The sequence below is a fragment of the Alteromonas sp. LMIT006 genome (assembly GCF_024300645.1).
Lineage (GTDB): Bacteria > Pseudomonadota > Gammaproteobacteria > Enterobacterales > Alteromonadaceae > Opacimonas > Opacimonas immobilis.
Map to the genome: position 1 here is coordinate 840,124 of NZ_CP101291.1, position 14,515 is coordinate 854,638.

At 39.8% G+C, this 14,515-nt stretch carries 14 protein-coding genes and 1 pseudogene; 7 read left to right on the plus strand and 8 right to left on the minus strand.

Going from position 1 to position 14,515, the window contains the following annotated elements; all coding sequences use genetic code 11:
- Positions 1-80: 80 nt before the first annotated feature.
- Positions 81-1,234, minus strand: a protein-coding gene (locus NLG07_RS03945) for an IS3 family transposase (protein WP_254856061.1) whose coding sequence is annotated in 2 segments (ribosomal slippage) — positions 81-994 and positions 994-1,234 — 1,155 coding nt in all. Because the reading frame shifts where the segments join, the coding sequence is not laid out codon by codon here.
- A gap of 42 nt (positions 1,235-1,276) precedes the next feature.
- Between NLG07_RS03945 and NLG07_RS03950 the strand changes: the two genes are divergently transcribed.
- A complete protein-coding gene (locus tag NLG07_RS03950; protein ID WP_254856398.1) occupies positions 1,277-1,813 on the plus strand; it encodes an HNH endonuclease domain-containing protein in 537 nt (178 codons plus the stop codon).
- Between the two features lie 21 nt (positions 1,814-1,834).
- On the opposite strand, the gene NLG07_RS03955 is transcribed toward NLG07_RS03950, so the two are convergent.
- On the minus strand, positions 1,835-2,563 hold the full coding sequence (locus tag NLG07_RS03955; protein WP_254856399.1) for a hypothetical protein: 729 nt from the start codon (positions 2,561-2,563) through the stop codon (positions 1,835-1,837).
- Between the two features lie 156 nt (positions 2,564-2,719).
- Between NLG07_RS03955 and NLG07_RS03960 the strand changes: the two genes are divergently transcribed.
- Positions 2,720-3,211, plus strand: a complete 492-nt coding sequence (locus NLG07_RS03960) for a hypothetical protein (RefSeq protein ID WP_254856400.1) — start codon at positions 2,720-2,722, stop codon at positions 3,209-3,211.
- A gap of 24 nt (positions 3,212-3,235) precedes the next feature.
- Here the strand turns inward: NLG07_RS03960 and NLG07_RS03965 are convergent.
- A protein-coding gene (locus NLG07_RS03965; RefSeq protein ID WP_254856401.1) for an IS3 family transposase occupies positions 3,236-4,320 on the minus strand; the annotation gives its coding sequence in 2 pieces (ribosomal slippage) (positions 3,236-4,059 and positions 4,059-4,320; 1,086 coding nt in all).
- A 518-nt stretch (positions 4,321-4,838) separates the two neighbouring features.
- Here NLG07_RS03965 and NLG07_RS03970 point away from each other — a divergent pair.
- Together NLG07_RS03970 and NLG07_RS03975 are read left to right on the plus strand one after the other, a co-directional pair.
- Positions 4,839-6,809 carry an LTA synthase family protein gene (locus tag NLG07_RS03970; RefSeq protein ID WP_254856402.1) on the plus strand — a complete coding sequence of 657 codons (1,971 nt, stop codon included), beginning with the start codon at positions 4,839-4,841 and terminating at the stop codon, positions 6,807-6,809.
- Between the two features lie 34 nt (positions 6,810-6,843).
- The gene (locus NLG07_RS03975; RefSeq protein ID WP_254856403.1) at positions 6,844-7,668 is read left to right on the plus strand and encodes a hypothetical protein; all 825 of its coding nucleotides are present in this window, start codon (positions 6,844-6,846) and stop codon (positions 7,666-7,668) included.
- A 45-nt stretch (positions 7,669-7,713) separates the two neighbouring features.
- Here NLG07_RS03975 and NLG07_RS11905 read toward each other — a convergent pair.
- From NLG07_RS11905 to NLG07_RS03990, 4 genes and pseudogenes are all read right to left on the minus strand, one after another.
- Positions 7,714-7,854 (minus strand): annotated as a pseudogene (locus NLG07_RS11905) (MvaI/BcnI family restriction endonuclease); the annotation flags it as partial.
- A 39-nt stretch (positions 7,855-7,893) separates the two neighbouring features.
- Complete coding sequence (locus NLG07_RS03980; protein ID WP_254856404.1) at positions 7,894-8,259, minus strand: diacylglycerol kinase; 366 nt, start codon at positions 8,257-8,259, stop codon at positions 7,894-7,896.
- Positions 8,260-8,262: 3 nt separating this feature from the next.
- Positions 8,263-9,945, minus strand: a complete 1,683-nt coding sequence (locus tag NLG07_RS03985) for a phosphoethanolamine transferase (protein WP_254856405.1) — start codon at positions 9,943-9,945, stop codon at positions 8,263-8,265.
- Between the two features lie 9 nt (positions 9,946-9,954).
- The gene (locus tag NLG07_RS03990) at positions 9,955-10,464 is read right to left on the minus strand and encodes a hypothetical protein (protein WP_254856406.1); all 510 of its coding nucleotides are present in this window, start codon (positions 10,462-10,464) and stop codon (positions 9,955-9,957) included.
- Positions 10,465-10,713: 249 nt separating this feature from the next.
- Between NLG07_RS03990 and NLG07_RS03995 the strand changes: the two genes are divergently transcribed.
- From NLG07_RS03995 to NLG07_RS04005, 3 genes are all read left to right on the plus strand, one after another.
- Positions 10,714-12,519: a DUF5666 domain-containing protein gene (locus NLG07_RS03995; protein WP_254856407.1), complete on the plus strand. Its 1,806-nt coding sequence runs from the start codon at positions 10,714-10,716 to the stop codon at positions 12,517-12,519.
- A 50-nt stretch (positions 12,520-12,569) separates the two neighbouring features.
- A complete protein-coding gene (locus NLG07_RS04000) occupies positions 12,570-13,064 on the plus strand; it encodes a LuxR C-terminal-related transcriptional regulator (protein WP_254856408.1) in 495 nt (164 codons plus the stop codon).
- 106 nt (positions 13,065-13,170) lie between these two features.
- Entirely contained in the window at positions 13,171-13,713 is a 543-nt protein-coding gene (locus NLG07_RS04005) for a cytochrome b (RefSeq protein ID WP_254856409.1), read from the plus strand.
- Between the two features lie 12 nt (positions 13,714-13,725).
- Here the strand turns inward: NLG07_RS04005 and NLG07_RS04010 are convergent, their stop codons facing one another.
- A complete protein-coding gene (locus tag NLG07_RS04010) occupies positions 13,726-14,313 on the minus strand; it encodes a hypothetical protein (protein WP_254856410.1) in 588 nt (195 codons plus the stop codon).
- Between the last annotated feature and the right edge of the window lie 202 nt (positions 14,314-14,515).

Genomic DNA, 14,515 nt, shown 5'->3' on the forward strand with positions numbered 1-14,515 from the left:
GGAAAGGGTATTCCTTATCAAGGTAAATATCTTCAGTTCTGAGCCTCTTTACCTCAGAGGGCTGGTAAGGCCTGACTTCTCTAGACACTTTCTACCCGTTTAAAATATTCACGCTCAAAGTTATTTGGCGATACCCTATCATTTTTTGTATGTCGGCGAGTGGGATTATAAACCATCTCAATATAATGAAACACAGCTTGCTTAGCTTCAGCTCGGTTTTGATAAATTCGACGACGTATTTTTTCTTTCTTTAAATTGCTGAAAAAACTCTCTGCGACGGCATTATCATGACAGTTACCACGACGACTCATACTGGGTACAATATTGTATGCATCAAGTAGCTTTCTAAATTGCCGACTGGAATATTGAGAGCCTTGGTCTGAGTGCAAACTGACCTGCTGTTGAGGCTTTCGTCGCCAATATGCTGCTGTAATCGCTTGCATTGCTAAGTCCTCTGTCATTCTATCGCTCATGGACCAACCAACAATATTACGTGCGAATAAGTCCATGACGACGGCCAGAAAAAGAAAGCCTTCATGAGTTTTAATATAAGTAATGTCGGTCACCCACCATTGGTTAGGTCGCTCAACATTGAATTCACGATTCAACTTATTTTCGGCTACAATATCACTTTTACCGCCGTAATAACCTCGTGGCACTTTGTACCCTCTTTGCGCACGAATGCCTGATTTTCGCATTAAGCGTAAGATCCGATCACGGCCACAATATTCATTGGCATCACGAAAGTCCATGTAGATGTTACGGTAGCCATGAAAACCACCGCTCTCTATCCAAAACTGCTTAATTTTTTGTGCAAGCTGTTGGTCTGCCCGCTCTCGCTTACTGATTGGCGATTTAAGCCAGTCATAATAACCACTGGGATGAACCTCTAGCACTCGACACAAAACTCTCACGGGATAACGTGAACAACGAGACTTTATAAACCGGTATCTTTCTTTGACTCGCCGGCAAAGAATACCGCGGCTTCCTTTAACAGGTTCCTTTCTTGCTCAAGGCGCTTCAACTCACGTTTTAACCTTGCATTTTCAGCTCGTAAGTCCTGGTCTTCTACTCGTGCTTTAGTTGGCTTTGAAAATCTTTTAAGCCACGCATAAAGCGTCTTAGTGCTTATACCGAGACGTTCTGCAACATCGTTAACAGCGTAGCCATGGACAGCAACTTGATTCACTGCTTCTTGCTTAAACTCGTCTGTATATCGGATACCTTTACCCATGATTTACCTCTTATGGTTATAGTTACATTTTTACCATAAAAAGTGTCGGGAAGTCTCAGGCCTTACCACAAGACGATTACTATCAAACATCCACAAATTGTTAAAGAGTACTCAGACATTCTGTTTGAACTGATTAATTACCGATGGACACAGAAACTCGAGGAGTTTAATCACTCTCCACGCATTTCAAAGAAAGTTCTTGGGACTGATAGAGAAAGAGTGAGAAGAAACAATCTTTCAAAATTCAGAAAGTATTTAGATATTGAAAATCCACAGAGGAGATGTTTCTTTACGGATAAAGTGCTGACAGATGATGAACTATCGATTGATCATGTATTGCCTTGGTCGTATTTGTATTCAGACGATTTGTGGAATTTAGTTTATGTTGATCGAGGATATAACTCATCTAAAAGCAATCACATACCAAATGAAGAAGTCATTGAGCGACTTGAAGAAAGAAACATAAGGTTATTAAGTTTGCTTACGGATAGTGGTTTTAAAGATAAACAGACCGAAGAACTAGCATTGTGTGTAGAAAGAGATTTACTTCGCAAGTTCTGGGTTGGGTGTAAGGGATAATAGATGTTGACTAGTCAACATCTATGGGAATGTTCCATTCTCAATGTTTTTAAAAATCTGCTTAACTTGCTCAACGTGACGTTTCACTTTTTTCACACGATTGTCTAAATGCTTCTGATACTCAAAACCAATTAAACCGACAGTACCGTCTGCATGCTTGTATTGCGTTCGATACCACTCTCTATTTCCCTCTAACCATCCTAACTGTAATGCAACTTCTTTAAAGGGAAGTGTTTCTGCTAACAAGAAAGTTGTTCTATATTGAGATAGTTTGTTTTGTCTCTTAAAGTCGCCAAAATCACTGTCAGTTGCACCGATTGAAATATGCTTCATAGAGCGACTAGGTTGAAAACGAGCATTGGACTCGTAATCATCGTTTATATCTTTTGTCTTCAGTAATGAGTCAATTTCTCGTTTAATAATATCTAAATCTGCTTTGAGATTTATCTTAAGAAGTATCTCATTCTCTTTGATTTTGCTTCGCTTACCAGTAACGTCAGTGACTAAATTCTCTTGTGGTTTCTCACAGAACAATTCAAAACCATATCTCTCATCTCTCCACCAATCTTCAAAGTTATCAAACAATGCAAGATTGCCGAATGCTTTTGGGATCTTATACTTTCTTTCTTGTGCTAGTTTTGCGTATGTAAACCATTCTTCATAGACTTTCTTTCTCCACAATAATGCACGTGGTTCTCTGCCTTTGAACTTGACAGTTAGTAACTTACGTTTCTTCCAAGAATTTTTCATAAAAAGTCAACTTTAAAACAATTTCAGACAATTGTACCTAATATAAATTGCGAGGTCTATTTGTCTGTCATTGCTGTAAAATTGTATTTGAAGTTTGGGGAGAGAGTGTTTCTCTTTTCAAAAAAATCAAAACATTAATTATTAAAGGTGAAAATTATGACTAAGCAAGAAATAAAAAAATACGCAAAAGAAAATAAATGTTCAATTAGAGAAGCACAGAGACGATTAGGTTTTGAAGTAACTGGTAACTTTGATGACTGGCGAGCAATTCGAAACCGAGTTAAAACAATTAAACTTTCAGAAATCAAAACTCCAAGTAATGTTGCAGAGTTCAGAGAAAATTTGAAGACATATTTTGCAGGGTTCTCACAAGATGAACTTTATGTCAGAACAAACAATAGTGAAGAACCAATTGGTATTAAATATGAATTGATCAGTTCTTTTCAGGACATTATTGAAATAAGCGGCGACTATAACCCAAGTATTATCCCATTAATTAATTTTGATATGGATGACGTTTTTGACCACATGATTAGAACAAATCAATCTTATTCATCTGATGGTTTCTTTCATGATAACTATGAGGTTTATAAGAACGTTCCTGGCATCCTTATGAAGATCAAAAAGAGTGTAATCCCCCCATTTTAAACAGCAATCATTCGTAGAAATTCATTAAGCTGCCTTTAGCACAGCAGTTGGCGGTATACCGCCAACTGCTGTATTGGGTCGTTCATTATTGTATAACCATAACCACTTCGTTGCCAACTCTTGTGCTTGAGCAACACTTTCAAACATATGCATGTTCAGCCATTCGTGTCTTACGGTTCGATTAAAACGCTCGACATAAGCATTCTGAGTCGGTTTGCCAGGTTGGATGTAAAGTAACGTTATGTGGCGGTTATTCGCCCAAATTACGAGTTCATTCGAGATGTATTCGGGGCCGTTATCGCATCTAATGGCACTTGGTTTGCCTCGCCATTCAATTACTTGCTCTAGCGAACGAATAACTCGTGCGCTTGGCATAGATAAGTCCACATCAATCGCTAAGCCTTCACGATTGTAGTCATCAATGACATTAAACGTTCTTAAGCTGCGGCCATCAGCCAAGGTATCTGACATAAAATCCATTGACCACACTTGATTTTTCGCCAGCGGCACACTTAAGGCATCTGGTCTATCTCGTTTAATGCGTTTTCGCGGCTTTATCCGTAAGTTAAGTTCAAGCTCTCGGTAAATACGATAAACACGTTTGTGATTCCAACTAAATCCTTTGACGTTGCGCAAATACAAAAAGCACAAACCGAAACCCCACTGCTTGTTGGCTTCGGTCAATCGCAATAGCCAGTCTGCAACCAATGCATTTTCGCTTGATAGCAAAGGCACATAGCGGTAGCCACTTTCACTGATGTTGACGCAGGCACAGGCCAAACGAATACTAAACTGTCTGTCGGATACGAGTTTTTTCGCCATCTCGCGTCGCAAGAATGGCGTTACAGCTTTCCCTCAATGATCTCCTGTCGAATGTCTGCCTTAATACACTCTTCAGCATACATCTTTTTAAGACGCTTGTTCTCGTCCTCAAGTTCTTTAAGTCGCTTCAGCATCGAAGCGTCCATACCGCCAAACTTTGCACGCCATTTATAAAACTGAGCGCTACTCATGCCATGCTCTCGACACAAATCAGGCACCGACACTCCGGCTTCGTTTTGTTTGATCATTGCCATTATTTGGCTATCACTATATTTTGATTTACGCATTAGAAAACTCCTTCATTTTATTTTATTGGAATTTTCTACTTATGACTACTGTGGTTTAGTGGGGGGATTACAAGAGTGTAATCCTCCCGAAAAAAGAGAGCAGTTTTAACTAGAAAATTCCGCTACACTATTGAGCTCCGTAATTATTAATGGCTATAGAGTTATAACAAATTCCCAACTTATCAGCCCAATACTTACTTCTTCTATTCAGATAAATGTAAGCTTTATCGTTATTTCATTTAACTAGATTGCGCCTTATTAGAGCCTCTGTATCGCATTCTAAGAGGTTATTGCCCATATGGACTACTACTTTAATCTTTGCATAGATATACTCTTATCTTGAGGTTTAGGTCGCTTTAGCCTGTGGGGTATGAAAGGCAACATTAAGAACAGCTAAGAAGTGTCTAGCTTATTGGTGTTGATTCAGACGGTTACACTTTATGTACGTTTAAGGTTAGTTTAAGCTAAAAATGTTAAGTTTTGTTTTATCTTGTAATGGGAAGATTATAAAGATCTTAATGAACATAAGCAGTACGCAGCCATTTTTATCCAGCACCGGCCCCTACATTTATATCGCCCGTATGGTGTTAACTGGTCTTATCTTACTCAGTATTTCACGCCTAGGGTTAGTTACCTTATTCTATGACCGCGTTGCCGCTACCGATGAATTATTCACTATCTTTATTCAAGGAGTGCGCGCAGACATTATCTTAATGTCTATTCTCGCGGCCGTCCCCATTTTGCTATCGTTATTATTCGCAGGGCCTCTAACACACAAAGTCTGGTTCAACTTCACCTACCTGTGGGCCCTGGTTGGGCTGTGTGTGGTGGCATTTCTAGAACTCACAACCCCAATGTTCATTCAGCAATATGACATTCGCCCTAACCTATTGTTTGTCGAATATCTCAAATATCCAAAAGAAGTATTTTCAATGTTATGGGTCGGCTTTAAAGGCGCCATTGTGGGTGTCACCATTGGCTGCGTTATTGTCTTTATCGCGGCCAAACGCATTTTAACTGTCCCGCAATCGTTACAACATTCCTGGGGCTTAAAAAAGCGTCTACTAGTATGGCCTTTATGTGTGCTCTTAGTATTTGCCGGTATTCGCTCTACAACTGAACACCGGCCAGCAAATCCATCCTTGTTTGCTATAACCGCGGATTCAATGGTCAATTCACTGGTCATCAATTCAGGCTATTCATTGATTTATGCGTTATATAGCTTGCGCCATGAGAGCGAAAGCAGTGATGTCTACGGTGAACTCCCCGTTGATGAAATGACGCACCTCACGCGCGATTGGCCGTGGCTACAACACTATCAATACGACAGCGAACAACCCACCTTGCATTTTCAACCCGCGACCATTGAGCAAGAAACACCGCCTAACATAGTAATTATATTGCAGGAAAGCTTAGGCGCGACTTTCGTTGAATCTTTAGATGGAGTACCCGTGACACCTGAGCTAGAAAAGCTCAAATCAGAAGGGATGTGGTTTGATAATCTATATGCTACCGGTACCCGTTCGGTGCGCGGCATTGAAGCGGTCATTGCGGGGTTTATGCCTACGCCTGCGCAAAGTACGGTTAAGCTATCTGGCAGTCAGCGAGACTTTTCTACATTAGCTTCAATATTATCTCCCCACGGTTACCACACTCAATTTATCTACGGCGGCGAAGCCCATTTCGACAGTATGAGGAGCTTTTTTACTGGAAACGGGTTTGCCCAAGTGATCGACATAGCTGATATTAAATCCCCTGCTTTTGTTGGCAGTTGGGGAGCCAGTGATGAAGATTTGTTCCGCACTGCGCACGATAACTTTGTTGAACTCAACCAAGCAGGGCAACCCTTCTTTTCATTGGTATTTACCTCGAGTAACCACGAACCGTTCGAATTCCCGGATGACAGAATTGAGTTATATGAACAACCTAAAGGCACTGCTAACAATGCGGTTAAATACGCCGATTGGGCAATGGGGCAGTTCTTTGCACAAGCCAAGACCAGTGAATACTGGCAAAACACGATATTTTTAGTGGTGGCGGATCATGACAATCGTGTCTATGGCAGCAACTTGATCCCAGTAGAAAAGTTCCGCATTCCGGGTTTGATTATTGGGGGGCTAATTGAGCCTGAAGTTATTGAGCCAGTTGCTAGCCAAATTGATCTTGCCCCTACGCTATTAAGCCTAGCCGGTATATCAACCTGTCACGTGATGGATGGAAGAGACTTCACTTTGGATAACCACAGTCCAGGTCGCGCTTTACTGCAATTTGAAAATCTATTCGCGTTAATGCAAGAACAAGAACTCACGATTTTACGGCCAGACTCAACACCTTTACACGCGCATTATGAAAAAGGCACTAAAACTTTGAGCCTTACCGACAAGGGGATCACCGAGCAAGAGTACAAACGTGCAGTCGCTCATGTACAATTGCCGTCTTATCTATACCGCCAGAAGCTTTATCATCCAGCGGATAATTGTCAGCACTAGGTATTGATTAGCATAGGTTACGGAAATTAGTTTAATGAAAAAGCACTATATTGCACTCGGCTTGTTTATCGCATGCATTGCTAGCTATCAGATTACAGTGGCCTATGTTGATAACCAACTAGCGCTGCGACAATCAGCACTTTCACTGGATTATTGTGACAAAGCTTGGTCAACCCGCGGCTTGGTCACCGACTCAAGTATTCGATTACAGCAAGCCAATTCGATTGAGGCCATCAATTTGGCTATCGATAACGGCGCTCGAGGCGTTGAAGTTGACGTGTATTTTGATGTGGAGATGGGGCAGTATGTTGTCAGTCACGATAAGCCCTATAACCTTAAAAATGGTGAGCTGTTATCACTGGAAAAGCTTTTCGCGCAATTACAGAAGCCTATTTATATGTGGCTAGACTTTAAAAAGCTTACGCGCCTAAACACAAAAGAAGTGGCACAAGCCGTTGCGCGGCTAACGGCGATTACGGTAAATACTGCGATGGCAAATAAAGTGGTAATAGAAACAGAGCACCCGGTTAAACTGGCCGCCTTCAGCGACGCAGGTTTTATGACCATGCTGGATACTCAGCCGCTACCGGAGTCGTATATCGGCACCGCGTTTGTGCACAACTTCTATAAATTAGTGTATTACTTCTTCGATTTTACCGTAATGGGCACTAACTTCGGCAAGCTAGACGATCCGGTTTATAACTCTGTCAGTGAAGACGTACTGCGTGATGTACCGATGTTTATTTACCATGTCCCCAATGACAAAGCGCTAATTACCCGACTTGCGCGCATGGGGAATGTGCAGGTTGTGTTGAATACCGATGAAACTGCAAACGCTTTTGTATTGCCCGGCTGTTAGGTAATTAATCAGCTAACACCGGATTTTTAATAAACAAAATATCCATCAGAATCGCCGGATCCCACTCGTTGTTTCATTGTATTTGAGTATCAGACCTTGGGAGTTTGCTCTTTGAGAAGTGACGGTACAATAAAGCTTAAAATCCTCTCCTCTTTCATAGCCAAACGCATCTAAAATTTCCGCGCTCTTCTTTTTCGAGCTGAATTCCCTCTATCTAGGATGCCATTAAAAAAGAACTGCTAACCAGATGCATATGGCTATCACTATACTCACTAATACTGCGGCAGACCCTAAATCTTTCGCTAAACCTGACAGTGGATGTATTTCTAATCCAACACGGTCAACTACCGCTTCAATCGCAGTATTTACTATCTCGGTAAACATAATGAACAGTACCGCAATGATAAGTATGAGTTGTTCTTTCAGTGTGATATTGAACAAGAAAGTTACGGGGAACGACATTATAAGCAACAGTAATTCTTGCCTAAATGCGGCTTCATTCTTTAGGAGCCACTTGAACGCTCTGGTTGAATTCAATGTTGCGAGATACACTCGTTTAAGACCTTTTGGTTTGTTTTTACTATCAAACACGGATTAATTTACTCCTTGAGCAGTTGTTGGTGACTTTGCTTTTGCGACCGAAATATCATTATTACACTGGTTAAAAGGGTTCTTTTCAGGTTGATAAACTTTTGAATTAACCTGCATTTCAGCTAATAAAATATCGAACACATTGTCATGAGATATAGGTTGTTCTTTAATATCCTTCAAACAATCTAACTTGGCTTTGTGATGCAACTGATCTCCCCAGTAAATCAATGGTACTTTTGTTTGTTCTTCTGGTGCAAAAGCATAAGGTAAGCCATGTAAATAGACGCCACTTTCGCCCAAAGATTCTCCGTGATCAGAGACATAAATCATTGATGTTTTGATATTGTTCTTATTGCTCAATGCCTCAAGTTCTGTGATGATTTCTGACAAGACCAAATCGGTATAAGCAATCGTGTTGTTGTAGGTATTAACCAGTTCTTCTTGACTACAATTTTGGATATCACTACGTTGACAGTCAGGAGAAAATACTCGTTTGTTTTTGGGGTAGCGTTTGTAGTAAGTTGGTCCGTGAGAGCCAATCATATGTAACACAATCAACGTATTGTCGCTTTTTAACGAATGTAGTTTATTTCTTAATGCTTCAACCAACACCTCATCAAAGCAATATACACCATCACATAATGGCTTATTACTATTTGTTGAAATTTGCTCAGTTTTGACACGAGCGCAGACACCCTTACAGCTACCATTATTGTTACTAATCCAAAATACTTCAGCCCCAGCCAAATGAATTAAATCAATAGCATTCTGTTGGGCTGTAGCCGCTCGTTTTTCATAGTTTTCTTTGTTTAGTCTAGAAAACATACAGGGAACTGATACTGCTGTTGCTGTGCCACAGGAGGTAACATCTTTAAATGAAACAACGCCTAAGTCTTTGGTTTGGCTATTGGTCGGTTTGTCATAACCATTTAGAGAAAAGTTTTGGGCGCGAGCTGTTTCACCAAGCACCAAAACGGTAATGCTTTTAGTGTTTTTCGGACTAGAAATAGTTGGTGAAGTATCTAGTAAAGTAAACTTTAAAGGCGGATAGAGATAATTTTTGTTTGCATATTTCACAGTAGAATCAATTAACGCATAGGGAGTTAAATAGCCGATCAAATCACGGTTATTTCTTCCAATTGATGCATAGCTAGAATAAAAAACGATTGTTATTAAAAAAATGGTTGCAAAACTACCAATGATTAACTTTGCTCTGGATAGCAACTCTCCCATAAAGGATGAATATGTGAGCTTTACTTTCGCAATCAGTATTGATGGCAGAATACCTAAGACAACAAAAAATACACAAGCAGAAAAATTAACATATGAGAGTGCTTCGGCTCTGTCAGTTTCAAATGTGTTTTGTATCATCCCATAATCAAAAACAATGCCGTAGGTCACTGTGCTATAAAAAACAAGGGAAGATGTGAGTACTAGTAGTATTAGTATAGGTTTAGTTATCCAGCGAAATGCAAAGAAACATTGAATGATTATCGATAATGACAGGAGAAATATTGGGACAGATAGTAAAAAGAAAATATTATATTCACTAAGTGCCACTATTGCAGAAGACGTTTTTAAAATAAACGGAGAGTTCAACACCAATGTTACATACGCACAAGTGAACATTACTAACTGATTGGTGGTTAGTGTGATATTTTTTAGAAAAACTAAAGCCTTGTTCATTATTACACCTTAAAATGAATACTGCTCATTGGTAAACGATTCAAGCTCAGCGTCTATACCCAAGCCTAAGAAATTCCTGTCTTTGATGCCAATAGCGTATTTATTCTTTCCCCCCTTACGGCCAAAATCTACTGTAGGCATTAGTGACCAGTTATCCCATGTTTCAACTGTGATTTTGTCAGAGTTCTCGTTTCGAGATACTCGTGTATCTCTTATGTATTTTTTACCTCTGAGGTGGCGTTCCAGTTCCTCAAGATCTGCTTGGCTTACATCGCACTTTTTGATGAAAAATGCAGCTTCATTGTAAAGCGTTTTATTTTTGGTTTTGATATGAAAAAAGTTAGCCCAGCGATGGAGAAAAATGGTGTCGGGGTCTTCTAGATTAAAAATATCGTTAGTCTTTAATTCTATTTTATCTTTTTGATTACAATTATCGTAAGTTACATCTGCTGCTTGTACTCTATAAGTTAAACAAATTAGCGATGTTGCAAATAGGCTGATAACAAAATGCTTATTCATAAATCTACCTCTTCTGAGTATGACTTTATGGTAATTTTGTTAACTTAAGATTTGCTTAGATTAAACTGATAATTGGCAAAGTTTTGCATTTTGTGCTATTTGAAATGGGGGGGATTACCTCCTCAAATACCTCCTCAAATACCTCCTCAGCTCTTTATTTCTCTATATAGGGCTATTGCCCTATGGTTTTTTCTCAGTTCACTTCTATACTTAAAGCATAATTTAAGTAGTAAAAAGGACCCGTAGATTATGCGATTACATAAAATTACTTTAGCCGTGATTAGTTCTCAGTTGTTGCTTGCCTGTGGCGGAGGCTCAAGCAGTACTTCACCCGCCCCGGTGGTGCCCGCTCCGACGTCGCCCGCCCCGACGTCGCCCGCCCCGACGTCACCAGAAACCAGCACAGTCGTTAAAACTGGTGTCATCTCGGGTTTTGGGAGTGTCTATGTTGATGGACAACGCTTTATCACGGACAATTCAACGTTCAATGTCAATGGTCAAGCAGGACAAAGTATAGAGCAACTGCAAGTGGGCATGAAAATTTCCATGAGTGTGCAAGAATCGGATGATGACTCACCCGCAACGGTAAGTACGGTTCATTATGATAATGATATAGAAGGTTTAGTGACCGCAATTGATCGCAATAATCAGCAGATTGAAGTAGCAGGTATTACGGTACTCTACAATGATTTGACCCACTTCATTGGCATTACTGAAGTCTCTTTATCAGTGGATGACCGCATTGAAATCAGCGGCTATCTCAACACTAATGGCGTGTTGGTTGCCACTTACATTGAACTTGATAACGATGTGACCAATGATGCAAATCAATATGCATCAGGTATTGTGAGTAATTTGGATGTGACTCAACAAACATTTACTTTGCAAGGGTTAACGGTTAACTATGCATCAGCAAATATTCAAACTATCGAAAATGGTCTTAAAGTTAAGATTGAGGGGAGTATCAATGCCGGCGTTTTTCTTGCCACAGAAGTGGAAGCGATCGATGAAACCTTTTATTTATCTTTAAGTGATGATGATATTGCAAGGGTAGAGAAAGACGGGATAGTAACCGCTATTGATCTAGCTGCTAACAGCATAACGGTAGATGGATTAACATATCAACTTGCAAGCGATGTGGTGTTTGAAGGCAGTAGTGATATTCAGGTTCAAGATTTTGTTGAAATTTATATTGAACCTGCAACGAATCAAGTCACTAAAGTCGAAACACAGAACACTCGTATTAGCACTGATGGAAAGATCAAGGGCACAATAGAGGCCATTGATACAGTCAATCAAACAGTGACAGTGAACGGACAGACTTATGCATTCACCAACACAACTCGTGTGGAAGATGATGATGACAGGTATTTTAATTTTGCATCGCTTAACATAAATGATCGCGTTGAAATTGCTTTTGTTATCGATACGGCGAGTAATAATATTATTCAACGAATCGAGCGCGAAGATGAGGTGGAATACAATGAAGAATGGGAGCTTGAAGGTCGTGTGTTCGAGGTTGATCTGGCCTCTCAAACCATTACAGTAAATGGCGTAAGTGTGGTATTGAACGATGCAGTAAGATTAGTTTTGAATGACGTCGTAACCGATTTATCTACTTTTCTGGCCGCAGCTAATAACACCAGTACCTCGGAGATTGAGGTTGAAGGGGCATTTGATAGTGATGGCCAGTTTGTCGTGAAAAAAGTTGAATTGGAACAAATGGGCCAGGACGATCAAGATGATGATAATCAGAGCGATAACGATAGTCATGATGACAACGATGACAGTCATAATGATAAGAAGCAAGAAATTGGTTATGTTGAGTTAGAAGGGAAAGTGACCAGTGTAATCAATGATACGAGTTTCACTCTGAATGGACGTGAAATTAGAATCGATGCCAACACTGAATTAGAACTAAATGATCAGCGTGTGTCAGTCTCTGAATTTATGAGTGCTATCCAAGTTGGAGTGACGGTCGAAATTGAAGGTGTTTGGGTAAATAGTACTTACATCTCCGCTTATGAAGCTGAAATTGAAAACGACGATGATTAATTAATCACTATATGTTATAAAAACCATATCTTCTACGATATGGTTTTTTTATGAATAGAGACAAAACAATCGCGCTGCTCCTGATCTTGATTATCCTTTTCAAACTAGGTGACTTGTACGTTGATTTTGCCAATCAGGTTGAGACTCATCATTTGTTCCAAGAAGGGATTCTCATCCTGCTATCTTCTAGTATTTTCATATTTTTGATTCGGGACATTAGACAGCGCAGTAAACAGGCTCAACTGTTGGCCCAACAGCTAAAAGTCAGTAAAGCTCGCTCGGATAGTTTGTCAAAAAAGGTGATTGAGACTAAGGCTCAGTTTTTTAATGCTATTGCCGAGCAGTTTGAGCAATGGGGACTTACTTCAACAGAGAAAGAAGTTGCTTTACTTTTGGTCAAGGGATTGAGCAATTTTGAAATTGCGGAGGTTCGAGGTAAATCAGAAAAAACCATTAGCCATCAAGCATCCGCGATCTATAAAAAAGCAGGTGTTACGGGTAGGCATGAACTTGCAGCATTATTTTTTGAAGAGCTAATTAGTTAATGAAATCAATGGTTTTTCTCTTTTTGGGGAAAAACCCTATAGCTGAAAGTCAGTATAATAATATACTTATTCATGTTTGTACTTATTTGTCTCAAGGATACTCAAGATGAAATTGACTTCTATAAATCGCTATCATCCCCTCATCAGTATTTTGCATTGGCTTATGGCCTTCACGTTTGTTTTTATGATTGTGAGTGGTGAGTTTATGGACGATACACTCGAATCAGAGTTGTTTCACTGGCATACTCAAATTGGTTTTACCATGCTCATTTTAATTTTCTTGCGACTGAGTAGTGCTTTACTAACGCACCGAACGCATAATGCTTCGCTCTTTTCAAAAAACGAAGAGAGGCTCGCCTGTGCAACAAAAATTGGATTGTATATCGTAATGTTCTTAATTCCATTCACTGGCTGGCTCATGACAATCTTTGAACCGCGATTACAGCCAACGGAATATCTTGGACTTGTAAACTGGCCCGTACTGCAAAGTGTTTTGAGTAATCATGAGCAATTTGAAGTGTTAGAAGAGGTTCACGAATTTTGTGTGAAGGTGCTAATAGGTCTCACGGCACTACATGTCGCTGGATATTTCAAACACTTAATAGTGGATAAAGTGAATCTATTAGCGGTATTTCGTTTTAAACCGTGAACACAGACTCGTTCAATAAGCACTGGACTCTGTGGTAATAAATGCACCATCCTGAACCAGTGAAGTACAAATTTGCTCGGCTATTATATGCGTCGCACGATGGCATTCATTATCGACTTTATGCCCCAGAGCAGTGACATGCCAAGAGAGTTCAGGATAGGATGATGTATATGCCAGTAAAGCGGTTAACGATACAATCCGTCCAAAACCTTCAAAATCAAACATTATTTCAAGCTTAATTTGTTCTGCCCAATCTTGAGCTTCTTCCTCAAACATTGAGATGTACGTTGGTGGAGTGTAATCATTATAGAATGCGTCCAACGCATGGTGGCCAATTTCATGCAAGATAACATCAGATAAGGCGTTCACAAATATCGTTTGGAAAGCTTGTTCATGTTTAGGCTGAAGATGTTCAAGAATAAAACTTGCCAAAACATCAACGTAAGCACTCGAGATTGATATTAAACGGTTTTGATCAATGGATGAGAATGCGATGTCAGTGGCGTCCATTTCATCAGAAAATACCATTTGGGTAGTTTGTAAGATGCTGTATAAACGAGCATTTTCTTCCTCTTGAGCAAGCGCTATTAATTGACTCATGATATCTTGACTGTGAGCTTTAGCGATCTCGATTGGACTTTCGTTATGAGTCCATTTTTCCAATGTGGTGAACGCGCTTGCTTGCACAAATAAGGAGGCGCCGAATAAACACAGGATAAGCAGTCTCGATTTTGATTTATACCACATTGAATAAATGTCATTGAGTGAAACGATACTATTTAAACGTACGGTATTCGAAAAT